The 24092-nt window shown below is 41.4% G+C and carries 15 protein-coding genes; 9 read left to right on the top strand and 6 right to left on the bottom strand.

The features are described from left to right. Positions 1 to 83 precede the first annotated feature (83 nt). Positions 84 to 3905, top strand: coding sequence for a triple tyrosine motif-containing protein (locus tag AB8M93_RS00930; protein WP_373055689.1), 3822 nt, complete (start codon positions 84 to 86; stop codon positions 3903 to 3905). Here AB8M93_RS00930 and AB8M93_RS00925 read toward each other — a convergent pair. Next, on the bottom strand, positions 3900 to 6317 hold the full coding sequence (locus AB8M93_RS00925) for a glycoside hydrolase family 31 protein (protein WP_373055687.1): 2418 nt from the start codon (positions 6315 to 6317) through the stop codon (positions 3900 to 3902). The genes AB8M93_RS00930 and AB8M93_RS00925 overlap by 6 nt on opposite strands. 246 nt (positions 6318 to 6563) lie before the next feature. Next, positions 6564 to 7211, bottom strand: coding sequence for a c-type cytochrome (locus tag AB8M93_RS00920; RefSeq protein WP_373055685.1), 648 nt, complete (start codon positions 7209 to 7211; stop codon positions 6564 to 6566). A 293-nt stretch (positions 7212 to 7504) separates the two neighbouring features. Between AB8M93_RS00920 and AB8M93_RS00915 the strand changes: the two genes are divergently transcribed. Both AB8M93_RS00915 and AB8M93_RS00910 read left to right on the top strand, forming a co-directional pair. Continuing rightward, positions 7505 to 7957 (top strand): RNA methyltransferase, encoded by a 453-nt coding sequence (locus AB8M93_RS00915; RefSeq protein ID WP_373055684.1) that lies wholly within the window; start codon positions 7505 to 7507, stop codon positions 7955 to 7957. A gap of 72 nt (positions 7958 to 8029) precedes the next feature. After that, the gene (locus AB8M93_RS00910; RefSeq protein ID WP_373055683.1) at positions 8030 to 9976 is read left to right on the top strand and encodes a M1 family metallopeptidase; all 1947 of its coding nucleotides are present in this window, start codon (positions 8030 to 8032) and stop codon (positions 9974 to 9976) included. 55 nt (positions 9977 to 10031) lie between these two features. On the opposite strand, the gene AB8M93_RS00905 is transcribed toward AB8M93_RS00910, so the two are convergent. Next, complete coding sequence (locus AB8M93_RS00905; protein ID WP_373055899.1) at positions 10032 to 11474, bottom strand: TonB-dependent receptor; 1443 nt, start codon at positions 11472 to 11474, stop codon at positions 10032 to 10034. 168 nt (positions 11475 to 11642) lie between these two features. Between AB8M93_RS00905 and AB8M93_RS00900 the strand changes: the two genes are divergently transcribed. The 3 genes from AB8M93_RS00900 (at position 11643) to AB8M93_RS00890 (ending at position 15319) form a co-directional block, all read left to right on the top strand. Beyond that, the gene (locus AB8M93_RS00900) at positions 11643 to 13148 is read left to right on the top strand and encodes a TolB family protein (RefSeq protein WP_373055682.1); all 1506 of its coding nucleotides are present in this window, start codon (positions 11643 to 11645) and stop codon (positions 13146 to 13148) included. Positions 13149 to 13188: 40 nt separating this feature from the next. Continuing rightward, complete coding sequence (locus AB8M93_RS00895) at positions 13189 to 13602, top strand: VOC family protein (RefSeq protein WP_373055680.1); 414 nt, start codon at positions 13189 to 13191, stop codon at positions 13600 to 13602. A gap of 205 nt (positions 13603 to 13807) precedes the next feature. Next, on the top strand, positions 13808 to 15319 hold the full coding sequence (locus AB8M93_RS00890; RefSeq protein WP_373055678.1) for a carboxypeptidase-like regulatory domain-containing protein: 1512 nt from the start codon (positions 13808 to 13810) through the stop codon (positions 15317 to 15319). A gap of 124 nt (positions 15320 to 15443) precedes the next feature. Here the strand turns inward: AB8M93_RS00890 and AB8M93_RS00885 are convergent, their stop codons facing one another. After that, positions 15444 to 16985 (bottom strand): SulP family inorganic anion transporter, encoded by a 1542-nt coding sequence (locus AB8M93_RS00885; RefSeq protein ID WP_373055677.1) that lies wholly within the window; start codon positions 16983 to 16985, stop codon positions 15444 to 15446. Between the two features lie 364 nt (positions 16986 to 17349). On the opposite strand from AB8M93_RS00885, the gene era reads away from it, so the two are divergent. The 3 genes from era (at position 17350) to AB8M93_RS00870 (ending at position 22605) form a co-directional block, all read left to right on the top strand. Continuing rightward, entirely contained in the window at positions 17350 to 18234 is an 885-nt protein-coding gene (gene era / locus AB8M93_RS00880; RefSeq protein ID WP_373055675.1) for a GTPase Era, read from the top strand. 229 nt (positions 18235 to 18463) lie between these two features. Beyond that, on the top strand, positions 18464 to 19768 hold the full coding sequence (gene der / locus AB8M93_RS00875) for a ribosome biogenesis GTPase Der (protein ID WP_373055673.1): 1305 nt from the start codon (positions 18464 to 18466) through the stop codon (positions 19766 to 19768). A gap of 92 nt (positions 19769 to 19860) precedes the next feature. Further along, positions 19861 to 22605 (top strand): outer membrane beta-barrel protein, encoded by a 2745-nt coding sequence (locus AB8M93_RS00870; protein ID WP_373055671.1) that lies wholly within the window; start codon positions 19861 to 19863, stop codon positions 22603 to 22605. A gap of 215 nt (positions 22606 to 22820) precedes the next feature. Here the strand turns inward: AB8M93_RS00870 and AB8M93_RS00865 are convergent, their stop codons facing one another. Both AB8M93_RS00865 and AB8M93_RS00860 read right to left on the bottom strand, forming a co-directional pair. After that, a complete protein-coding gene (locus AB8M93_RS00865) occupies positions 22821 to 23648 on the bottom strand; it encodes a TPM domain-containing protein (protein WP_373055670.1) in 828 nt (275 codons plus the stop codon). After that, complete coding sequence (locus AB8M93_RS00860; protein WP_373055668.1) at positions 23649 to 24089, bottom strand: TPM domain-containing protein; 441 nt, start codon at positions 24087 to 24089, stop codon at positions 23649 to 23651. Between the last annotated feature and the right edge of the window lie 3 nt (positions 24090 to 24092).

Below are 24092 nucleotides of genomic sequence, written 5' to 3'. Positions count from 1 at the left end.
CCTTCTTGCTAAATTGTTGCAAAATTAAAGTTTAAGATTTGGGGCATTTTAAATGGCGATTTTTTATTTCCGCAGTACTGTTTATGCTGAATAGTACTTATATTGTTCATGGGCAGGACCTAAAGGGGATAAAAAATCTGGCGATAAGCACAGAAGATAAAGAGCAGGCGGAGATAACTATTGATTCTGTCGGGAATATCTGGATAATTGATAAAGATAAAGCTATAAGGCATAATTCTGTAGATGCTTTTTCGTATTCAAGGTTCGGGGGTTTTGTTTCTAATCCCGGCACCATCACTACAATTTTTACCGATGCCCGTGGCGGCCTCTGGATAGGAGCTGAAAATGGGCTGTTTTTTTATGAAGCAGCCAAAGATCATTTTCAGCGGATTGCCCAAACAACCGGAAGTGGTTTAAAAAACGTCACCGCAATCACAGAAGATAAAGCCGGGCACCTGCTTCTGGCCGCGGGGGACGGGATTTGGAAATTAGCTGCTGTGGAAGGGGAAATGAAGTGGAAAAAAATTTCTTCGGAAACCCTGCATATTCATCAGCTTTTAAGTGATAATGAACAGCTACTCATTGCTGCTGAAGAGGGGTTTTATAGTTTAAAACCTGCCGCAGAATTAAAAGAAATAAGCCTTCAGGGAAGTAATCCTGCAGTACTCAGCATTCTTTTACATAATAATTCTGTACTTCTGGGAACACGGGAAGGCCTTTTCAGTTTGAAAGATGATTTTTCCACATCTCGCCGTATCTATGCGCTGCCTTATGAGGCCTCTTCCTTACCGGTGCCCGCCCTCGCTTTGGGGCAGGATGAAAATATATATGTGGCTACTAAGGGTGCCGGGATTTTCAGCTTAAATAAATCCCTGGAACTGGAAGAAAAATATGAGGAAAAGTCGGGCAGCATTTCCGGCAGCCACATCAAGGATATTTTTATAGATCCTCATAACGTGCTTTGGGCAGTTACCGCGGCGGGAGAGGTTAACGCACTTGATCTAAACAGTAATATTTTCAAAAAATTACGGCATGACCCTCAGAAATACAGCAGTATTGCCGATGATTACACCAATGCCATCACCTTAGACAGTACTGGCAAAGTCTGGTTTGGCACCAGGGAAGGCCTTAGCATATGGGATCCCGCCACAGGGCGTTGGCAGCATATCAAAAGCCTCTCCTTTAGCCATCCCTCCAATACTCCCGATATTATAAAGGATCTGGTTGCTGAAGGGGACTATGTATGGGTAGCCACCTATAATGACGGCCTCTATAAAGTAAATATCAATACGCTTAAAAGGGCACATTTTTCTCCTAATACTGCCGATGCTATTGGGTCTGAAAAACTTGAAGCCCTTGCCGTAGATGCTCAAGAAGATATCTGGGCCGGCGGCGAAGGAAAATTGACTGAGCTCAAGAAGAATGGGCAAATAAACATCCTGCCTTTAGAAGGGGTAAAGGTTCTGGCGGCTGGCGGCAAAGGAAACCTTATCGCTGCCGGCAGGAATAAGGTTTATAGAATAGATGAAGAAAGTCATAAGATCTCTGAGATTGAACAACTACGTGCAGATGCCGGGCAATTGCCATACTTCAGCATTAATGCCATTGTTGAGGTGGAGGGGAAACTGCTTTTTGGCACTTATGGCGCAGGCCTGGTAGTTTATGATGCCCTGGCGGACAGCCTTAGAATTATGGATAGGAAAACCGGAATGCCTTCAGATTATATTCAGGGAATAGTGGCCGGAAACCAGGGGGAGGTCTGGATAAGCACCACCAACGGGCTTGCAGAATACAATTTTTCTCAAAACGGTGAAATCCAGGTTTTTGACCAGGATAAGGGCCTTGAGAATACAAAATTTAATGCCAGGAGTTTCGCTAAACTGGGAAATGGGCAGATGGCCTTTGGAGCTATGGACGGCGTGCTGGTGTTTAACCCTAAGCATCTTTCCGGGATAAAAAGTGTGGTTCCAAACCTGGTGTTTCGAAAATTTGAAGTGAAGAACGCTAAAAAAGAACTGCGTAAAAAGCTGGGAGCCCTGGAAAAGGTGGAACTTGAATTTAATCAAAGTTCATTTGCAATTTCCTTTTTAGGAATTTCCCAGGCACATCCTGAAGATATAAGATATTCCTGGAAGCTTGCCGGCCTGGAGGAAGAATGGTCTGCGCCCTCTACTCAAAATACGGTAAATTATGCCGCTTTATCTCCCGGGGATTATCTTTTCCAGGTAAGAACTGCTACTGCCAATGGCCCCTGGAGTGAAGTAAAAACCTTAGCCATAAGCATTGCCGCGCCCTGGTGGCAGCGCCCCTGGCTATATGCTCTAGCCGCCGTATTGCTATTTGTTGTGCTATTGCTGGCAATATTTGGGCAGAGAAGAAAAAATAAAAAATATAAAGAGCAACTGGAATTAAGGTTTCGGGAAAATGTAAACCGACAGGTGAAAAAGCCTTTCGTGGAAGTTTTGGATTCATTTGCAAAGCTTTCAGAACAGCAGGATGCAACCCGAAGAAAGAAAATGTACGAACTTATCGCAAGGTTAAAATCTATTTTGATGCCTTACCTGGAAGAAAACTTTAAAGCTGTGCCGGTTCAAAAAGAATTACAAATCACCGCGATTGTTTTGGAAGAATTCCTTGCGAAAGTGCAAAAAGATTTTCAGCCTGTGCTGGAGCAAAATCAGCTGGTACTGGTTATAAATGATCAGTGGGAGCAAAAGGTTTTTTATTATGACGCTGGTATCCTGGACACCATCTTTTTCAATATTCTGTCCAGCTGCATAGATCACAGCCTTCCGCAGGGGAAAATTATTGTAAATTTTTTTGAGACCAGTCGTGGAGACCTTAAGATCCAGATCGCAGATAATGGCAGGGGTATCCCGCAGCAGGAATATCACTGGTTAAAAGAGTATTACGGGAATAAAAGCAGAAATGCTTCCGCAGCTTTTTACGCCGAAGAAAGTCTTATGGCTGTTAAAGACCTGCTGGATTTTGCCGGCGGAAAAATTTCTGTAGAAAGCAGGGAAAAAGAAGGGACTACTTTTTCTTTAATTCTTAAAAATCACCAACCTGAAAATCCTGATATTGAAACAAAAAAAGTTGCTGATGACGTGCCTGCCTCATTACCAGATACTAAAACTAAGGAGGTAAAGGTTCCTGTCTCTGCTGAAGTTCATGTGCTGGTAGCGGAAGATAATATTGAAATTAGGAGAATCCTGGCAGAGGAATTAGAAAAGTATTACCAGGTTAGCCAGTCGGGTACTGGCAGAGAGGCTATGGAAATGATATACCATACCCGGCCTGAGATTCTTCTGGTTAATTCAATCCTGCCAGACATGAGTGCAATTACTTTAAACGCAGCTTTGCAGAGAGACGCAGAATTAAAGAAAATTGCTGTCTTCCTTATGGCCGAGGAAAAGAACATTCCCGCCCCGGTTCCGGCTGGAATATTAGATATTGTTACAAAGCCCGTAAGCATTCACCAGCTGCAGGAGAAAATTGCCGTTTACCTCACCACCCGCAGGAAAGAAGCCTTGGGTAACTCCTTAGCAGCCCGTAACAGCAATTTATTCAGAAGTCAAAAGGAAGAAAAATTTATAGATAAAGCAGAGCGTATTGTGCTGGAAAACCTGGGTGACAAAGATTTTTCTCCCGAAGATCTGCAGGAGATCCTTGGACTCACCAGGAATTCCCTGCTGCTTAAAATGCAACAGTTTGACGGGCGTAATCCCCAGGAATTTATCATGAAGACAAAGCTGGAATATGCTCGTAAATTAATTGCAGACGGAGAATCAGATTTAGCAGCAATTGCCAGGAAATCCGGTTTTGCCAGTAAGGAATTATTTTATACCTCCTTTAAAAAAAGTTATGGATACATGCCAGGTTCTATTTTTGACAGGGGCTTATAAAAACTTGGATTTTTCCTGAACAAGATGTAACAGTTCAAATTTCTTGGGGATTTTTAGCGTGGAAAATTCCGGGTCGTAATCCAGCTGCGCAAGGTCCACCTCTTCAGTATCTATATAGGCTTTGCCTACTTTAAAAGGAAGGCCATGGAACCGTACCTGCAGGAATTCATAAGGAGTGAGATACTTGCCATCTTTATGCTGCTGGATAAAAACTTCATGAGCTCTGCCTCTAAATTTGAAAGTTTTCAAACTGTACCTGCCTTTTTTATAATCGTAACCATCATGGGCATCTTCATAAAGTATCGAAGTCTCATTTCCGTTTTTATAGTAGATGTCAAGGTATAGTTCCTTCAGCTCGATCTCATCTACATATTGCTGTACCGGGAATTTTGGGATTATAGCTCCTTCCTTCACAAAAATTGGAGATCTTTCCAGAGGAGCGTCCACCCAGCTTTCTTTACCACCGGCAATCTGTTCATCATTCCAGAAATTGTACCAGCGCCCTTTTGGAAAATAAACCCTTCTTCCCAGGGAATTAATATCCTGGATGGGACATGCCAGGATTTGATTTCCGAAGATAAATTCATCAGAGCGATAGTGGGTTTGTACATCTTCCTGGTCAAAATATACCAGGGGCTTTAATATGGGCAATCCTTCTTCCACATATTGGTAAAAGGCCGTGTAGAGATAAGGAAGAAGTTGATATCTCAGGTTTACAAATTCCCGGGTAATATTAAGGACTTCTTCTCCAAACGACCAGGGTTCCTGATTGCCATGATCTCCAGAGGAATGTACCCGGCAAAAAGGATGAAATATTCCCAGCTGTATCCACCTGGTGAAAAGTTCTCCCGAAGGTTGCTCCGCGAAACCACCAATATCGCTTCCTGTAAAACTCATCCCGCTAAGGCAAAGCCTTTGTACCTGTGTGTTGGCCAGCCATAAATGTTCCCAGGTGGCCACATTATCACCCGTCCAGGTAGAAGTATAGCGTTGCCCGCCGGCAAAATTTGCCCGGGTCATAACAAAAGGCCTTTTTGGGAAGCCATATTTACGAACGCCATCATAAGTGGCTCTGGCCATTTGCATTCCATATATATTATGGGCTTTACGATGGCTGCAGGGGTTGCCGTCATAATCATGCCGCACATCCAGGGGGAAAGTTTTTCCAGGCACTTCCATTACTGCCGGTTCATTCATATCATTCCAGATCCCTTTAACTCCAATTTCTCCAACCAGTTCTTTAAACAATCCGGCCCACCATTCCCTCACTTCAGGATTGGTGTAGTCTGGGAAATAGCATTCCCCGGGCCATACCTTACCCCGCATGTATGGGCCATCTGCCCTTTTACAAAAATAATCATTTGCGAGGCCTTCCTTATAAATATGGTATTCATTGTCTATCCTTATCCCCGGATCTATTATAGCCACTGTTTTAAAACCATCTTCCTCCAGTTTTTCAACCATTTTCCCCGGATTGGGAAAATGTTCCCTGTTCCAGGTAAAGCATCTGAACCCGTCCATGTAATCTATGTCCAGGTAAAGGGCATCACAGGGGAATTTTAAGTCTCTAAAAGTAGCGGCAAGTTCCTGCACCCTTTCTTCAGGGAAATAACTCCATTTGCTTTGGTGAAAACCCAATGCCCACATGGGAGGCATCTCTGGCGTCCCGGTGAGGTGGGTATAAGTAGAGACCACATCGGCCATTTGGGGGCCGTAAATAAAATAGTAGTCCATTTCGCCGCCTTCTGCCCAAAATTTTACAGCATTTCTTTTTTCATGGCAAAAATCAAAATGGGAGCGGAAACTGTTATCAAAGAAAATTCCGTAGGAGATCGTGTTGTGCAGGCCAATGTAAAAAGGAACAGCTTTGTAAAGTTCATCTACATCTTTACTATACGCAAACTGATCTGTATTCCAGAGGCTCAGTTTTTTTCCTTTCAGGTTAAAGCCGGTAGGTTTGTCCCCTAATCCGAAGAAATTTTCCCCGTCAACAGCGGTTTTAGACATTTTTACAAAGTTGCCGCCATATTCAAAGTTCTCTTCCCAGTGAAAACCCGCCTCGTCTTCTAAAATTAGTTTATTCTGAAGGTCATAAATGGCAATTTTCAGGTCGCGAGTGGCAATGCGGCATTTTATTTTACTGGTGAGAATGGTGATATAGGAAGGATTTTCCTGGATTTCAAATTTGTTGAACCCATGGGCAGTTTCTTTATCTATCGCATAGGAAAAATCATTTTCAAATATCCCGTCTGTTCCATATCTAAAACGTAGAACGCTGTCCCGGAGAACATTTATTTTAAGTAGTACATTATTTTCAGTAGTAAAATGAACGGAGTTGCCGTTAAACCGAAATTCCTTTATCTGGCCGGGGAATAAATTTCCTTTGGATTCCACTTCGGTACTTGTGATCATAAAGATGTTTTTTGTACTAACCCGGGAAATTATATGCTGGAACAATTATTTCCCACTAAAAAAGAGTACCAAAGATAAGCGGTGAATTTTAATCTTTTACGATTGACAGTAATATTAACTAATTTTTGATGAAGAAGCAGAGGATATACTAATAATCCTTATCCCTGGCGCGGGGTATACCAGAATGGGTTTTCATTAAAAAGGATCGCATGGTGAGTGGCGATCCTTTCGCGTTCCTGGAAGTATTTACTGAACGCTGGCTATTTTATTAGGAGAGGAAGGTGGTGGCACGGCATTGTTAACCGGCTTAGTACTTTTTAAATAGGAAAATATGGCTTCCAGATCTTCATCGCTGAGTTTGGCAAAGTTTTGCCAGGGCATGGGAGGGAGAATGGCCCGGCCTTCCGGCATTCCCATATGTTTGCCATCTCTTATGGATTTTATGAACTGTTCCTTTTTCCAGGTTCCAATGCCGGTATCATCAGAAGTGATATTTGCGGCATAGGATATGCCCCAGGGGCCGGCAGCAGCAGTAAGATCTGCATTCATTAGCATCCAGCCTCCTTCAATAGCATCGTTGGGTACCTTTGGCAGCGGTTGTCCTGCCTGATAGCCCGATAATGCCAGCTCCGGGATGATCTCCGGCCCGTATTCGCCCATTCGTTTTGGAGAATGACAATCGTGGCAGCCAATGGTGTTCACTAAATATTCCCCTCTTTTAAGGGAATCTGTTACTGTACCAATACTTTTATCTGGCACCTTTTCATAATTTTTTTCTTTACAGGCTAAGAACAGTAATAAAAATCCTGCCAGAAAACCTTTTAAGAATAGCGGGAAGTGCTTTGTAATGGGGCTTCCGCAGGGAAACATGGAAATCATACAGGTCCTTTTCATAAGAATAATTAAAGGTTATACAATTCATGATATTTTCTTCAAATATTCGCTGTAAAATAAAAATAGGCAATAGGTGATTTCCAGTATTTTTTGTTTTTCCGTAATCCTTAGATATACCTATTTAACAAGGTGTTTATTTACTTTAAAGGGCACTCTTATTCAAATAACCTCTCAAAAAGTAATGATTTTTGTCCGCTTTTTTAATCGGGATTCAGAAGGTCAATAAAATTACATTAAAGTGGCTTGGCAGATTGCTCTTTTTATTCTTTCAAGAGAAAAACTATTTTTGAAGCATGAAAGTAAACAATTTGGAACAGGGTTATTTTGGAATTGGGATTCAAAATGGCAAAACTCCGCAAAACCTCGGGGTTTTGTGGCGATCTGCTCAAAACATGGGTGCCAGTTTCATTTTTACCATAGGGAAAAGGTATGCAAAACAGGCATGTGATACCCATAAGGCGGTTGGAGCCATGCCATACTTTCACTACGATACTTTTGACGACTTTTATGCGCATCTTCCTAAAGGAGCTATGTTGGTGGGAGTAGAACTTACAGAAGAAGCCCAGCCTCTGGAAGCTTTTAAACATCCCAGGCGCTGTGTTTATTTACTTGGAGCCGAAGATCATGGTTTGTCCAAAAAAGCTATAGCAAAAGCACACCATTTGGTAAAGTTTAAATCTACTCTAAGCCTCAACGTATCTGTTGCAGGAAGTATTGTGATGTATGACAGGGGACTGCCCAGGTAATTCCTGCCGCTGCTGCTGCTTTTTTCTCTTCTAATGCGTAATTTAGCAGGACCTAAAATTAAAATTTTTATAATGAAATTTATTTCAAATACTGCCCTGCTGCTTATGTTGCTGGTTTCTTCCAGCTATAACAGCTTTGCTCAGGAAGTTAAAGAAGACAATCAGTCAGAATTCGGGGAATTTATGGACCGCAGCGGTAATAGGTTTCGAGCCGCATCTGGAGAACCGGGAGCAGAATACTGGCAAAATGAAGCCGATTACAAGATTAAAGCCACTCTGGATGATAAAAATAATAGTATTAAAGGCCATGTGGTTTTAACTTATACCAATAATAGTCCGCAGGAGCTGGATTTTATCTGGATGGACCTTGAACAAAACCGGTTTACGCCAGATTCCAGGGGAACACTTACCACTCCAATTAGCGGGAACCGTTATAATGGAGATGTGGATGGAGGTTATAAAATCAGTAATCTCGAAGCAAAGGTGAAACGAAGTACTTCCTCCCATTACATTATTACAGATACGAGGATGCAGGTTTTCTTTGATAAACCAATTCCTGCGGAAGGAGGAAAAGCTACTGTGGCTATGGATTTTGAGTATAATATCCCGGAAAAGGGGATGGACCGGATGGGACGTTTGGATGTTGAAGATGGTACCATTTACGCTATGGCGCAGTGGTATCCCAGAGCCGCGGTTTATGATGATGTTGAAGGATGGAATATTGAACCTTATCTAGGTGCGGGAGAATTTTACCTGGATTACGGAGATTATGATTATGAAATTACCGTACCTTATAATCATATCGTTGTGGGTTCCGGGGAGTTGCAGAATCCACGGGAGGTAATTTCCAGCACCATGCGGGACAGGATGAAAAAAGCTTCCACAAGTGATACTGCGGTTTTTATCCTGAAACCGGGAGAGCTAAATAATACAGCCATAAGAGCCAAGAGCAGCGGAAGCCTTACGTGGCATTTTAAAATGGAAAATACCCGCGATGTCGCTTTTGCTTCTTCTAAAGCTTTTATATGGGACGCGGCAAAAATCAATCTTCCCAGCGGGAATACCGCCATGGCCCAATCTGTTTATCCTAAAGAGAGTGCCGGCCCTGGGGCGTGGGGACGTTCTACAGAATATACCAAAGGAGCGATAGAGAATTATTCCAGTATGTGGTATGAATATCCTTATCCTGTGGCGGTAAATGTAGCCGCCGCTGTGGGCGGTATGGAATATCCCGGCCTTAGTTTTTGTGAATGGAAGGCTGAAGGGGAATCTCTGTGGGGTGTTACAGATCATGAATTTGGGCATAACTGGTTTCCAATGATTGTGGGAACCAATGAACGCCGGTACGCCTGGATGGATGAAGGTTTTAATACCTTTATCAATCATTACAGTACCCAGCAGTTCAATAATGGGGAATATGCCTCTACCCTTAATCAAACCCGGAACATGGTGGGCTGGTACACCAGTCCTACCCGTGAAGGGATAGACACTTATCCAGATGTTACCAATTTGCGAAACCTGGGGATGACGGCTTATTATAAACCCGCAGTTGGGCTGTTGCTGCTTCGGGAATATATCCTGGGGCATGAGCGTTTTGATAATGCCTTCCGCTCCTATATTAAAACATGGGCCTATAAACACCCGCAGCCGGCCGACTTTTTTAACCACATGGAGAATGTGGCAGGAGAAAATCTTTCCTGGTTCTGGAAAGGCTGGTTCTACGGAACAGGAAATATAGATATTTCTCTGGAAGGTGTAGAGGAAAAAGACGGCAATTACATTATTGAACTTGCCAATAAAGGAGATATGCCAATGCCGGTGGAAATGAAGCTCACTTATAAAGATGGCAGCAACGGAAATTTGAGACTGCCGGTGGAGATATGGCAGCGGGGCGACACCTGGAATTATTTGCTGGAAACAGATAAAACTCTAAAAAAGGTGGAACTGGACCCTGACAAAATTATTCCCGATATTAACTTTTCGAATGACGTCTGGCCAAAGAATATTTATAGCAACTAATTTTTGTTGGAGTGCTGAATTTAAAACCCGGTTTATCAAGGCCGGGTTTTAAGTTTTATGATTTTTCCTGTTTTTTTCGGAAGAGGTGATTTTCTTTAATAAGGGCGGCAGTATCTTCGGCAACGGCATCTTCCCATCCCGGTTCTCCATCTCTTATCATTTCAAAAACCTTTCTAGAACTAATCTCTAAAATATGAGGGTCATAATCCTGAATATCGACCACCCGCCCGTTATCTTTGAAAAAGCGATATAATTCTTTGGTACGTGGTTCCACCTCCAGGTTTTCGCTGGTGATAATTTCTCCTGTTTCAGGGTTTTTCTGTGGCTGCAGGTAAATTTTCAAATTTTTGAAAAACAGTTTCCCGAAGGCTTCCAGGATTCCCCCGCTTAAATGGGTGTAGTAGTTTTCCTTGAAAACTTCAATAAAAGTATTCACTCCCATAGTTAACCCCATACGTTCGCGGGTAAATGCTGAAAAATATTCCACTACTTTATAATATTCCTGAAAATTGGAGATCATTACAGTGTGGCCTAAAGAGCATAGTAAATCTGCCCTGTCCAGGAAGTCCTTTTCATCTATTTCACCTTCATCTTTAAGATTGAAAAGGGTGATCTCAAAAATGGCCAATATCCGTTCTTTGTCTACTTTGTTCTCTTTTCTGAACAGTTCCAGTGATTTCTCGAACATGTTAAGGTTCACTTTTGTTACCGGCCTGAAGCTTCCCCTTAGTGTAAGGATATTTTTCTTGTAAAGCAGATCGGCCGCCAGGATATTGTTGCCGTCAGGAGCAAACATCACGGCATCTGTTTTCCCGGTTTTTACCAGGTGAAGGCTCATCAGGCGGTTATCTACATGTTTAAAAGCCGGGCCCGTAAAATTCACCATGTCAATTTCAATTTTATAGGAATTAAGATGGTCGTACAAACTGTTAAGTAATTTTACGGGATCATCATTAAAATAATAGGCACCATATATAAGGTTAACCCCAAGTATCCCCAGGCTTATCTGTTGTTTGGCTGCATTGTTCTCATGAAACTGGACATGAATAATAATTTCGCTGTAATCTTCCTTTGGCGCAGTTTGAAACCTGATCCCAATCCAGCCATGGCCTTTGTATTTTTTTGCGAAATCTATGGTTGCCACGGTGTTGGCATAACTAAAAAAAAGTTTATTGGGATGCCTGGCCCGGGAAATACGTTGTTCAATTAACCCTGTTTCATAAGAAAGCATACTTTTAAGGCGTGCTTCAGTTACGTATCGTTTGTTTTCTCCTATCCCATAAATGGCATCGCTAAAATCCTTATCGTAGGCGCTAAGGGTTTTTGCGATGGTGCCTGAAGGATTTCTGGCCCTGAAGAAATTACGAACCGTTTCCTGGCCCGCTCCAATTTCAGCAAAAGTGCCATAAATATTTTCATTAAGATTCAATCTTAATGCTTTGTTTTCGATAGAAACGATATCCCGGAATTCTCTTTCCTTTTCTAAATCTTCAGCCATATCTTTTCTGCTCTTTCCCATAAAAGTAAGAATAATATACCTGAATAAGCGGCATGTAGCTGCTAAGGATTTCCTAAACTCGCAGGAGATTTTTTCTTATTGCTGAAAATTATCCCTGCAATCAAATAGTTTTTTCTACTTTTAAGAGAAATCTGAAATAAAATTAGAATGATTCGTAAAACATCAGGACTGGCTGCAATCCTAGCCATGGTATTTCTCAATATTAACGGAATGCGCTCCCAGGAAATAGGCATATTTGATAACCATCTGGATATAGGTGCAGTAAAAAACGAAGGTTCGGTAACCTATAATGAGGAAGAACAGGTGTACACTATTACTGGTTCGGGAACCAATATGTGGTTTGGCGAGGATGAGTTTCATTACTTATGGAAAGCGATCCAGGGGGATTTTATTCTCCGTGCAAGGCTGGAATTTACAGGAGAGGGTACAGATCCCCATCGCAAAATTGGGTGGATAGTGCGCAACAACCTGGCCCCGGATTCTCCTCATGTAAATGCGGCTATTCATGGAGATGGCCTTACTTCCCTACAGTACAGAGAAAGTAAGGGAGCCGATACCCAGGAGGTGGTTTCAGAAAATAAAGCGCCAGATGTGGTACAGCTGGAAAGAAGAGGCAATACATTTATTATGTCCACGGCGAAATTTGGAGAAGCCTTTACCAGTGTAGAAGTAGAAATGGACCTTAGAAATGAAGTTTTTGCAGGCTTGTATATAAGTGCACATAATCCCGAGGTTGTTGAAAAAGCAGTTTTTAAAAATGTAAGAATTTCTAAACCAGCGCCTGAAGATCTTGTGCCTTACCGGGATTATCTTGGGAGCAGGCTTGAGGTAATGAATGTGGAGACCGGGGAACGTAAGGTGCTTATGACCTCCGGCCATAGCATCCAGGCGCCAAACTGGACAAAAGAGGGACAGCTTATTTATAATTCTAACGGCTGGCTCTATAAGTACGACCTGGAATCAGGGAAAGTTTCCATGCTTAATACTGGTTTTGCCAGCAGCAATAATAATGACCATGTAATGAGTTTTGATGAAAGTAAAATAGCTATAAGTCATCATAATCCCGAAGATAACGGTAATTCTTCTATCTATTATCTTTCTGTAGCCGGTAGTGAGAATCCTGTAAAGGTAACCAAAGACGGCGTAGGCGCTTCTTATGCGCATGGATGGTCCCCAGATGCCCGAGAGATTTTATTTACAGGAGACAGAAACGGGCAGTATGATATTTATAAAGCAAATGTTGCAACCGGAGAAGAAAAACAATTAACCAATACCAAAACGCTGGATGATGGTTCTGAATTCTCTCCTGATGGGAAATATATTTACTTTAATTCCAACAGGACAGGCACCATGCAGGTATGGCGTATGCAGCCTGATGGTAGTGAAGAGACACAAATTACTACCGATGAATTAAACGATTGGTTTCCACATATTTCACCTGACGGGAAACAAATGATCTTTATTTCCTTCCCCAAGGAAGTCCCTTCAGGAGATCATCCATTTTACAAAAGATGCCTGCTTAGGCTAATGCCTGCAGATGGTGGAGGGGAAGCAAAGGTGATTGCTTATATTTACGGAGGGCAGGGCACTATAAATGTTCCCAGCTGGTCCCCGGATGGCAAGTATGTTGCTTTTGTAACCAATTCAAATTAATTTAATGATGCAAAAATTTTTATTTTTAGGGATAATCCTAATGAACTTACATATGAGTGCCCAGAGCCAATTTCATTTCAAAAAAGACCATGATGCTTTACAGGTGGAAAATTTGCAGGTTTCTGCAGATTTTTACGGAAACATACTCGGGCTTAAGGAAATTCCAAATGCTGGTTTAGGAGAGCATATAAGATGGTTTGCGCTTCAAGACCAGGTGCAGGTACATCTTATTGAAAGCAAAGAGGAAATTGAGAAAAATAAGGGGGTGCACCTGGCAATCAATACAGATAATCTGGAGGGATTTATGGATTATCTAAAGTCAAAAAAGGTCTACTTTGAAAACTGGCAGGGGGAAGCCGGAGTGACCAATACCAGGCCGGATGGGGTAAAGCAAATATATCTTCAGGATCCTGATGGATATTGGATAGAAATTAATGATGGTAATTTACAGTAAAACCATAAATTTTACATCCAGGCCCTTCTTTTTCTTTTATATGCAGGATATGCATCGTTTGCACAGGAAAAGTATTGCAGGTTGAACAGAAATATCTGGTATACGTACAATAAATCAGCATCATAAAAGCAGAGAAAATTGTGCTAATAATCCTGCTATCTGTAACAAAGCAAACTTTATGGCGTCTTAAAGTAAACTTGTTTACATGAGGCGCCTTTTGTATTATTTTACGTTCTTAATCTTTTCTTTGCAATCTCTTTCTGCACAAATTTCAGGAACAATAAGAGATCTCCAGTCTAAACAACCTATTCCTTTCGCTACTGTACAGTATGCTGCAAACAAAGGCGTGGTTACCAATGAAGAAGGATATTTTAGTATCCCGGCAGAAAATGAAAAAGTGGAAGAACTTTCCGTTTCTTCCATAGGTTATGAGACCCTGGTGCTTCCGGTGGAGAAACTGGAAGAGGTTATGTATTTAAAAGAAAAATCTATAGAGCTGGCCAATGTTTTTATTTCAGATAAAGACATGAGTGCAGAAGAGATTGTAGAACGTGCGCTGGCCAGGGTAGACAGCAATTACAATTTTGACCTTACCAAAAAGAGATTTTTTTTCCGCAGGTCCTATTATAACATTCTTAACCAATTTGACCTGGAAGTGGAAGAAAGTACGGTGCCTGAGATTAACCAGGATCTTATGGATGAAGTTGTGTCAAAAATTCCTCATTATGCTGATAGTTACTATGAATACCTTGGAGATTTTTATGGAAATTACGAGAAGCATAAAGTCCAGCTCATAAAAGCAGCAAATCTTGAAAATCCCGTAAATGAAGAATCTCTGGAAGAACTCTCGCGCAGGTTTGAAAGAATACTGCAACAAAATGTGGGCGAAGGCACTTTTCTGAAGATTAAAACCGGGATTTTAGGTTTTAAAATGGATGCTGAAGAAATAAATGAAGGCATTGAAAAGGCTAATAATACTGAAGATAAAACCCCTGAAGAAGTTGAGCAGGACAGGAGAAAGGAGCAAAAGCAGGTAGCAGAAACCGCTTCCAGGTTAATCAATAGTCAGCTGCAAAATATGTTCTGGAAAGAGGACGGGATACTTGATGTGTTTGAAAAAAGTCGAAAATATGATTTTACGGTAGAAGGTTATACCCAACTGGATAACGCTATAGTTTATATTATTGCTTTTGAGCCCAAACGCAAAGCAGATTTCAAAGGGAAAATGTATGTGAATACTGAAGATTTCGGCATACACCGCCTGGATTATGAAAATGTGAGGTTGCTTAAAAAGTTTAGCCTTTTTGGAATAAGCAATAAAGATGATGTATATCGCGGTACCATGATTTTTAGCAGAAATTCCCAGGGTAAATACAATCCAAAATACCTGGAAGTGGAAGATGGCAGCACTGTGGGAATTGACCGGCCATTGAAGTTACTGGTAAAAAAGGACCGGTGGCTTTTCAATAAAAAACTGAAAGAGGTAGATATGGAAATAAGAATAAACAACAGCGATATTTCTAAATTCCAGCTGGTGATTTATGAAAATGAGAATATTGCTGAGAATACCTATAACAGCCTGAATGTTCCAGATGAATTTGAGTTCAGGAATTTTAAAAAATACGATCCTGAATTCTGGAGCGGTTATAATATAATTGAACCTAACGCGGCTATTAAAGCTTTTAAAGTTATAGACGAAGAAGGGCAGGATTTGTAGAAAATTCAGCTTGCTCAAAAATAGTTGATCATTCGAGCGAAATCGGGAACTTCAAAATAACTTCTGACTCCGCTCGAGGTGACAACTATTAATTATAGGCAATTTAAATCACTCGCTCTAAGATTTACAATTTATCTACTGCGACTTTGTAGTGTGGATCTTCCAGCACGTTTACTTCAATAATGGCATCTGCATTTTCCAGAAGTTGTCGGCAATCTTCACTAAGATGTCTTAGGTGCAATTTTTTGCCTTGCTTCAGGTATCTTTCGGTTAATTTGTTTACCGCTTCTATCCCCGACATGTCTACAATCCTGCTTTCAGAAAAATCAATAATCACTTCATCAGGATCATTAAGAATATCAAATTTTTCATTGAAGGCGGCTACAGATCCGAAGAAAAGCGGACCGTAAATTTCATAATGTTTTACACCGTTTTCATCTACACGCTTTCTGGCACGAATACGTTTTGCATTGTCCCAGGCAAATACCAATGCTGAAATAATTACGCCAACCAGCACGGCCAATGCCAGGTTGTGAAGGAAGATAGTTACCAGCGTTACCAGCACCATCACCAGAACATCAGATTTTGGCATTCTCCTGAAGGTCTTTAAACTGGCCCATTCAAAAGTTCCCACGGCTACCATAATCATTACACCGGTAAGCGCGGCCATAGGAAGTTTTTCAATAAGATCGGCGCCAAACATGATAAAAACCAGCAGCATTACCGCAGCCACAATACCAGATAATCTTGCCCTGGCCCCGGAAGAAACGTTAATAAGGCTCTGGCCAAGCATGGCGCAACCTCCCATTCCGGAAAAAAGCCCTGAAAGCATATTTGCCGTGCCCTGGGCCACACATTCTTTATTGCCACGGCCGCGGGTTTCGGTGATTTCATCTATAATATTAAGCGTAAGCAGGCTTTCAATCAAACCCACTCCAGCCATAATGGCGGCATAAGGAAATATAAGTTGAAGCGTATCCCAGGAAAATGGAACTTCGGGAAGGTGAAAAGGAGGAAAACCACCGCTTATCGAAGCCATATCTCCCACGCTTTTAGTATCTACACCTAACGCCACTACAATTCCAAAAACTACTAAAATTGCCGCTAAGGAAGAAGGAAATACCTTGGTAAGCTTCGGTAGTCCCCAAATAATAACCATTGCGGTTAGTACAAGACCCAGGAATGTCCAAAGCGGCGGGCCCGTCATCCATACCATTTCTCCGGCAGCATTAAGCGTTTTAAACTGGGCCAGTTGTGACATGAAAATAATAATGGCCAACCCGTTTACAAAACCAAAAATCACGGAATGAGGGACAAGCCGAATAAGTTTACCAAGACGAAGCACTCCCGCCAGGATCTGGATAATTCCTGCAAGGATAACCGTGGCAAAAATATACTCCGGGCCGTGCGTTACAGAAAGTCCAACTATAACCACCGCCACAGCGCCGGTAGCACCGGAGATCATCCCGGGGCGGCCTCCTAAAATTGAAGTTATTAATCCCATTACAAAAGCCGCATATAAACCTGTAAGCGGGGAGAGCCCGGCAATAAAAGCAAAGGCAACAGCTTCAGGAATAAGCGCCAGGGCAACGGTTAATCCGGCGAGGATTTCTGTCTTATAATCTACTTTTTGTTTAAAATCGAAAAGATTAAAAATCTTTGTCATATTGAACTATTTAAAATGATGGTGTAAAAGAAAAATTTCTTTCAACTAAAATTCTGAAATTGAAGGACAGGCGGTTGAGTTCCGATTTTTATGGCGGAGTAACAGGAGATGATATTAAAGTTCTTCTGTTTTTCATAAGAGCCGGCAAAATTAGGTAATTTTATTTAATGGCAAAGCGCTGGCACTATTACCTGATTACTTTTAGGAGATTCATGAAAAACCTGGGGTTGTTTTAACAGTTTGATAATCAATTAGCTTAAGGAGTCGTTTAATACATAACACTATACGCAAATTCCTGCTTTTGAAAATTAAAAAGTTAGGAAGGCGCTATTAAAACAAATACCTTTGTGAAAAATTTTCAGTTATGGCACATAAAGCGGGGTTTGTTAATATTATCGGGAATCCTAATGTTGGGAAATCCACACTTATGAACGCTTTTATTGGGGAGAAACTTTCTATTATTACTTCCAAGGCGCAGACTACCCGCCACAGGATTCTGGGGATTGTAAATGGGGAGGATTTCCAGGTGATTTTAAGCGATACTCCTGGCATCATTAAGCCGGCCTACCAATTGCAGCAGTCGATGATGGATTTTGTGAAATCTGCCTTTGAAGATGCCGATGTGCTGGTATATATGGTGGAAATAGGGGAGCAGGCTCTTAAAGACGAAGCTTTTTTCAATAAAATTATACATGCTGAAATTCCTGTTCTATTACTGCTGAATAAAATTGACACTTCCAATCAGGAGCAACTTGAGGAACAGGTGCAGCTTTGGAAAGAAAAAGTGCCGGGTGCTGAAATTCATCCAATATCAGCTTTGCAGGGTTTTAATGTTGCTGAAGTCTTTAACCGTATTGTAGAGCTATTGCCTGAAGGCCCTGCTTTTTATCCCAAGGACACCCTTACCGATAAACCGGAACGGTTTTTTGTAAACGAGATCATTCGGGAGAAAATCCTCATGCATTACAAAAAAGAGATTCCCTATAGCGTAGAAATCGACACCCAGGAATTTTTTGAAGAAGAAGAGATTATTAGGATGCGCAGTGTGATTATGGTAGAGCGGGAAACACAAAAGGGCATTATCATTGGGCACAAAGGTTCAGCCTTAAAAAGAGTGGGAGTGGAAGCGCGAAAAGACCTGGAGAAATTCTTCGGAAAACAGGTGCATGTTGAGCTTTACGTAAAGGTGAACAAGAACTGGCGCAGTGACAGCAATCAACTCAAAAGGTTTGGTTATTCGGGTGATTAATGGCTTCAGTTTAAGAAGCTTTTTTCTTCAATTTCTATGAATTTCTGTTTTGCTGATTTTTTTGTTGGGTTGATTACTCATTTTAAGCAAGTAAGCTATAGCAAAATACAAACTGCACGAGAAGACTTCAGGAGATCAAATTTCAGAAAACCGGAAAAATAAGATAAATAATATTCCAAGACATTAGTTTTAAAACCACTAATTTTGCCACTTTAAAAGAATAAAAGTTATGGGCAATATTGTAGCCATTGTAGGAAGACCTAACGTGGGAAAATCTACCTTTTTTAACCGGTTAATCCAGCGGCGGGAAGCTATTGTAGATGCGGTAAGCGGGGTTACACGTGACCGTCATTACGGAAAATCTGACTGGAATGGCCGGAAATTTTCTTTAATAGACACCGGCGGTTATGCCAAAGGTAGTGAGGATGTTTTTGAAGATGAGATAGATAAACAGGTAGAACTGGCTATAGATGAGGCAGATGCCATTATCTTCATGGTAGATGTGGAAACTGGCATAACTCCAATGGATGAAGACGTAGCCAAACTTCTTCGGAAAGTGGATAAGCCTGTATTTCTTGCCGTAAATAAAGTAGATAATAATAAACGTTTGGCCAATGCGGTGGAATTCTATAATCTGGGACTTGGAGAATATTTTCCTATAGCCAGCACCAATGGCAGCGGTACCGGAGATTTGCTGGATGCCTTAGTTGATGCCCTGCCGGAAACTGAAGCTGAAGAGGAAACAGAACTGCCACGTTTTGCCGTGGTAGGAAGGCCTAATGCTGGAAAATCTTCTTTTATAAATGCCCTTATTGGGGAAGAAAGGTATATTGTAACAGATGTTGCGGGAACTACCCGCGACTCCATAGATACCCGCTATAACCGTTTTGGCTTCGAATTTAATCTGGTAGATACTGCCGGAATTCGTAGAAAATCCAAAGTAAAGGAAGACCTGGAATTTTACTCCGTAATGCGATCTGTTCGTGCTATTGAGAATTGTGACGTTTGCCTTGTTGTTCTTGATGCACAGAGAGGTTTTGACGGCCAGGTACAGAATATCTTTTGGCTGGCCCATCGTAACCGCAAAGGCATTGTTATTTTAGTGAATAAATGGGACCTTATGGAAAAGGAAACCAACACCTTGAAAGATTATGAGGCGCAAATTAGAAAAGAAATAGAGCCGTTTACAGATGTGCCAATCGTTTTTATTTCTGTACTCACAAAACAGCGCGTTTTTAAAGCTATAGAAACTGCGGTAAAAGTATTTGAAAACAGGAGCCAGAAAATAAAAACAAGGGAGCTAAACGACGTGATGCTGCCTATTATAGAAAATAATCCGCCGCCTGCTTACAAAGGCAAATATGTAAAAATAAAGTTTTGTACCCAGCTGCCTACTCCACAGCCACAATTTGCATTTTTCTGTAACCTTCCGCAGTATGTGAGGGATCCTTATAAACGTTTTATAGAGAACAAACTTCGTAAGGAATTTGATTTTAAAGGAGTGCCAATTACTGTTTATTTCAGGAAAAAATAAATTTTCATTAAACTTTTAAGGTTTTTAGATGTCATAGTAGTGCCTGAAGCTTCCAGGTTTTCAGGTATTCTGTCAATCAACCTTACATCTTAATGAAATTTTATTTTAGCCTCGCCTTAATTTTTTTGTCGAACCTGGTTTTCTCCCAACAATTTGAAGTTACAGGAAAAGTAGTAGATGAAGAAGGGCAGCCTCTGGAATCGGCTACTGTTTATCTCGAGAAGGCGGTAGACAGCAGCCTTGTTACGTACACTATTTCAGAAAATGATGGTAGCTTCCGCCTTACCGGAAGATCTTCAGGTACTACAAAGACAAATTTGATCGTTTCCTTCGCGGGCTATAAACCTCACCGGCAAACGGTTGAGCTAAAAGCAGGAAATATAGAATTGCCTGCTATAAGCATGGATATTCAGGATAACGAGCTGGCAGAGGTAATGGTAACCGCCACAAGGGCGCCCATCACTATTAAAAAGGACACCCTGGAATTTAATGCCGATTCTTTTACCACTCGGCAAGATGCTAACCTGGAAGAATTGATGAAAAAACTTCCCGGGGTAGAAGTGGATAATGATGGGAATATTACGGTGAATGGCAAACCGGTGTCCAGGATTCTTGTTAATGGAGAGGAATTCTTTGGGAATGATCCTAAAATCGCTACAAAAAACCTTCCGAAGGAAATTATTAATAAAATCCAGGTAACCGATACTAAAACGAAATCTGAAGAATTTACCGGCAAGGCAGGAGACCCAGATAATAAAACCGTTAACATTACCATTAAAGAAGATAAGAATCAAGGATACTTTGCCAGGGCAACTGCGGGCGGGGGTACAGATGAGCGGTACGAATTAAGCGGGATTGGCAATTATTATAAAGATGATTTACGCCTAACCGTACTGGCCAGTTCCAATAATATCAATACGTCAGGCTTTAGTTATGATGAGGTTTTTGGAATGATGGGAAGAACGGCTGGAAGAAATGTATTTGGTGGTGGAAGTGGCGGGATAACCAAGGCAGAAACAGCCGGGCTCAACTTTGTGAACAAATGGGAAAGAGAAAGTGATATTGAATTAAGTGCCGATTATTTGTTTGAAAGAGGAGATACCCAAACCCGTACAGTGGTGGCCAGGGAAAATTTTCTACCCGATTCCCTTTACTATACAAATTCTGAGCAGAGCAGTAATCTGCTGAACGATAGTCACAACGCCAGCGTACGTTTTGAAATCGAATTTGATAGCCTTACTAGGCTTTCCATCCGCCCGGGTATGGATGCCGATTTTGGCCATTCTTACCGTGGAAGAACGGCGGAATCTCTGGATGAAGATCTTAACCTGGTGAACAGTACTGAAACTTCACAGGATGAAGAACTTAATAATGTGGGTTTTAGCAATAATATAGATTTTATAAGGCGTTTTGGAAGCCGGGGCTCCTACTTGCAGCTGGAATTTTCAAATGATCACAGTCGCCAGAAAAACGACAATTTTTATTATTCTGAAACAATGTTTTATGAAGATGAAGAAGCACGAACAGAGATTCAGGATCAATATATAGATGAAGATGAGAATGAGAACCAGTATTCTTTCGAAGTAAGTAAACGTAGCGTGCTTGCCGATCAATTCTTCCTGGATGTTTCTTATGATTTTAATTATGAAAATTCCACAAACAAAAGGTATGTGTATGAAAGTGATGATGCCGGAAATAATTACAATCAGCTTAACGAGCTGCTAAGCAGTGATTTTGAAGTAACCAGCAGGAGACACATCCCAAATATAGGTTTAAATTATGAAGGGGATATATGGCGCGTAAATACAGAAGTGGGGTTGTTGCATACCAGCCTGGAAAACAGCAATTATCTGGCGGAAACTTCTTTTGATAATACTTATGACAATCTTTTTTTAGAAGCAGGCATTCGTTATGAGATCGAGCGCTCTAAAAGCCTTTCTATACGATATAACACCAATGTGGATATTCCTTCCATCAGGCAGTTGCAGCCAGTGGTGGACAGAACGAGTCCGCTGAATATTGTAGTGGGTAATCCTGAGCTGGAGCCCACTTACCGCCAAAGCATAAATCTAAATTACCGCAATTTTGACTTTTCCACGCGCAGCGGCATTTTCAGCTGGATGAATTTTGATTTTTATAAAAATAATGTTGTCCAGGTAAGTACTGTGGAAGATGGGAGAAGAACTACCACCTATACCAATGTGAATGGAGCAATGAGTGCCAATATGGGAGCTTTTTATAATAAACAATATAAAAATGAAAACCGCACCTTCAGGTATAATTTAGGTTTTAGCGCCAATTACAATAAAAGTATCGGCTTTATAAATGGCGTAAAATTTACTTCCAACCAATACAGCGTGAGTCCGCGGCTGCGATTAAGTTATGAAATAGAAGAATTGCTAAATATTGAGCCAAATTACCAGCCAACCTGGAATAAAACGGCATACGATATTAGCGTAGATCGAAATGAAGAATTTACCAATCATCGGGCAGGTTTGGAGATTACTACCTACTGGCCGGAAAATGTGGTTTTTGGTAATGATATCTCTTATAATTACTTCGGAATTGTCTCCCCGGGGTTTGATAATACTTCCATTCTTTGGAATATGAGCCTGGGTTATGAATTTCTGGATGAGAATGCCATCATAAAACTGAAGTTTTACGATTTACTGGACCAGAACATTGATACCAGGAGGCAAATAGGAGATGATTATATTCAGGATGTGAGCAGCCTAATCCTTACGCGCTATGCCATGCTTAGCTTTACCTATAAAATTAAGAATTTTGGAGGTGGCTCCGGGCCAGATCAGGGTAGGGGGCGTGGTTATAGAAGATAATTTTAGTGAATGCTGAGGCGCTGCCTTTCTGCAATTCAGTATGTTAGATTTATTTATATGTGAGTAACCTTGTCTCTCTGTTCTTGCCTCCTGGTTCTTTTTACTAGTTGGTGGGATTGGTTTTGCGCTATCAGCCGTTCATTTCCAATGACAGGTATTCATCAATTATCCATTATCCATTGTCCATTGTCAATTCTCAATTGTCCAATGGAAAACTACCAGCTTCCGCCGGCACCGCCGCCTCCAAAGCCGCCACCACCAAATCCTCCGCCAAAGCCACCGCCTCCTCCAAAGCCGCCTCCGCCGCCACCAAAACCACCGCCGCCGCCACCAAAACCACCGCCGCCGCCAAAGCTGCCACGGCCAAGAGAACTTAGAATAACCGCATCAAAAAGGGTGCTTCTGCCACTTCTGCGGCCACCATTTCTTCCACCGCCTCTTTTTTTGCTCAGCGCCACAAGAATAATTATAAAGATGATAAAGAAGATAATAGCTCTTACCGGGGTACCTTCACTATTTTGTTTTCTTTGCGGGGTGCCTTCAAAAGTGCCGTTAAGCACCTGGAAAACAGCCGTGGTTCCATTATCTAATCCCTGGTAGTAGTTGTTGCTTCGAAATTCAGGTAGGATAATATTTTCAATAATATCTTTGGTATTGGCATCGGTAAGATATTCTTCAAGTCCGTAGCCTGTGGTAATCCATATTTTTCTGTCGTTTTCGGCAACCAGGATTAGAAGTCCATTGTCTTTCTCGCTTTGTCCAATGCCCCATTCCTGGGCCCAGTGTGCGGCATAAGTGCCTTCATATTCCCCATTCAGGGATTCTATGGTCACTATTACAATTTGCGTGGAAGTGGTATCGGCATAGTTAATCAGTTTTTGCGCTAACCTTTGTTCTTCAGAAGAAGAGAGCATATCGGCTTCATCATAAACGCTGGTCTCTTCTGAAGGTTTTGGGGGGATATCCCGCTGGGCGAGAAGTATGCCTGTAAATGCAAAAAGGAGTAATAATGTGAGGTTAAACTTTTTTGAGAGTATACGCATTTATCCTTTGGATATTTTGTCGGAAAGTTCGTTTACATCATTCTCATTCCATGGGAAATGCTTCTGAAGTTCTGTTCCTGCTTTTAAAACGCCATCCACGAGCCCCTGTTTGAACTTTCCTTGTTTAAACTGAGCTACGATAGCATCTTTGGTGGTTTCCCAAAAATCATTTTCAACTACATCGTTAATACCTTTGTCTCCGTAGATTACAAAATTACGGTCTTCTACGGCCACATAAATAAGTACCCCATTGTCCTGTTTGGTGTTGTCCATTTTCAGCATATGAAAAACTTCCATAGCCCGGTCAAAAATGTCTTTTCCGCCGGTGGTTTTTTCCAGGTGAACCCGTATTTCTCCGGAAGTATTTTTTTCAGCAGTTCTAATGGCTTCAACGATTTCTTCCTCTTCAGCCTTAGTTAAGAATTCTTCTGTCTTGCTCATATC

This window comes from Autumnicola aciditolerans (assembly GCF_041679265.1).
Classification (GTDB): domain Bacteria; phylum Bacteroidota; class Bacteroidia; order Flavobacteriales; family Flavobacteriaceae; genus Autumnicola.
The sequence above is the reverse complement of the archived record's forward strand: the minus strand, read 5'-3'. Positions and strand labels throughout refer to the sequence as shown.

Coding starts and splice junctions, on each gene's coding strand:
- AB8M93_RS00930 (WP_373055689.1), top strand. CDS start 84: ATGCTGAATAGTACTTATATTGTTCATGGGCAGGACCTAAAGGGGATA.
- AB8M93_RS00925 (WP_373055687.1), bottom strand. CDS start 6,317: ATGATCACAAGTACCGAAGTGGAATCCAAAGGAAATTTATTCCCCGGC.
- AB8M93_RS00920 (WP_373055685.1), bottom strand. CDS start 7,211: ATGAAAAGGACCTGTATGATTTCCATGTTTCCCTGCGGAAGCCCCATT.
- AB8M93_RS00915 (WP_373055684.1), top strand. CDS start 7,505: ATGAAAGTAAACAATTTGGAACAGGGTTATTTTGGAATTGGGATTCAA.
- AB8M93_RS00910 (WP_373055683.1), top strand. CDS start 8,030: ATGAAATTTATTTCAAATACTGCCCTGCTGCTTATGTTGCTGGTTTCT.
- AB8M93_RS00905 (WP_373055899.1), bottom strand. CDS start 11,474: ATGGCTGAAGATTTAGAAAAGGAAAGAGAATTCCGGGATATCGTTTCT.
- AB8M93_RS00900 (WP_373055682.1), top strand. CDS start 11,643: ATGATTCGTAAAACATCAGGACTGGCTGCAATCCTAGCCATGGTATTT.
- AB8M93_RS00895 (WP_373055680.1), top strand. CDS start 13,189: ATGAACTTACATATGAGTGCCCAGAGCCAATTTCATTTCAAAAAAGAC.
- AB8M93_RS00890 (WP_373055678.1), top strand. CDS start 13,808: ATGAGGCGCCTTTTGTATTATTTTACGTTCTTAATCTTTTCTTTGCAA.
- AB8M93_RS00885 (WP_373055677.1), bottom strand. CDS start 16,985: ATGACAAAGATTTTTAATCTTTTCGATTTTAAACAAAAAGTAGATTAT.
- era (WP_373055675.1), top strand. CDS start 17,350: ATGGCACATAAAGCGGGGTTTGTTAATATTATCGGGAATCCTAATGTT.
- der (WP_373055673.1), top strand. CDS start 18,464: ATGGGCAATATTGTAGCCATTGTAGGAAGACCTAACGTGGGAAAATCT.
- AB8M93_RS00870 (WP_373055671.1), top strand. CDS start 19,861: ATGAAATTTTATTTTAGCCTCGCCTTAATTTTTTTGTCGAACCTGGTT.
- AB8M93_RS00865 (WP_373055670.1), bottom strand. CDS start 23,648: ATGCGTATACTCTCAAAAAAGTTTAACCTCACATTATTACTCCTTTTT.
- AB8M93_RS00860 (WP_373055668.1), bottom strand. CDS start 24,089: ATGAGCAAGACAGAAGAATTCTTAACTAAGGCTGAAGAGGAAGAAATC.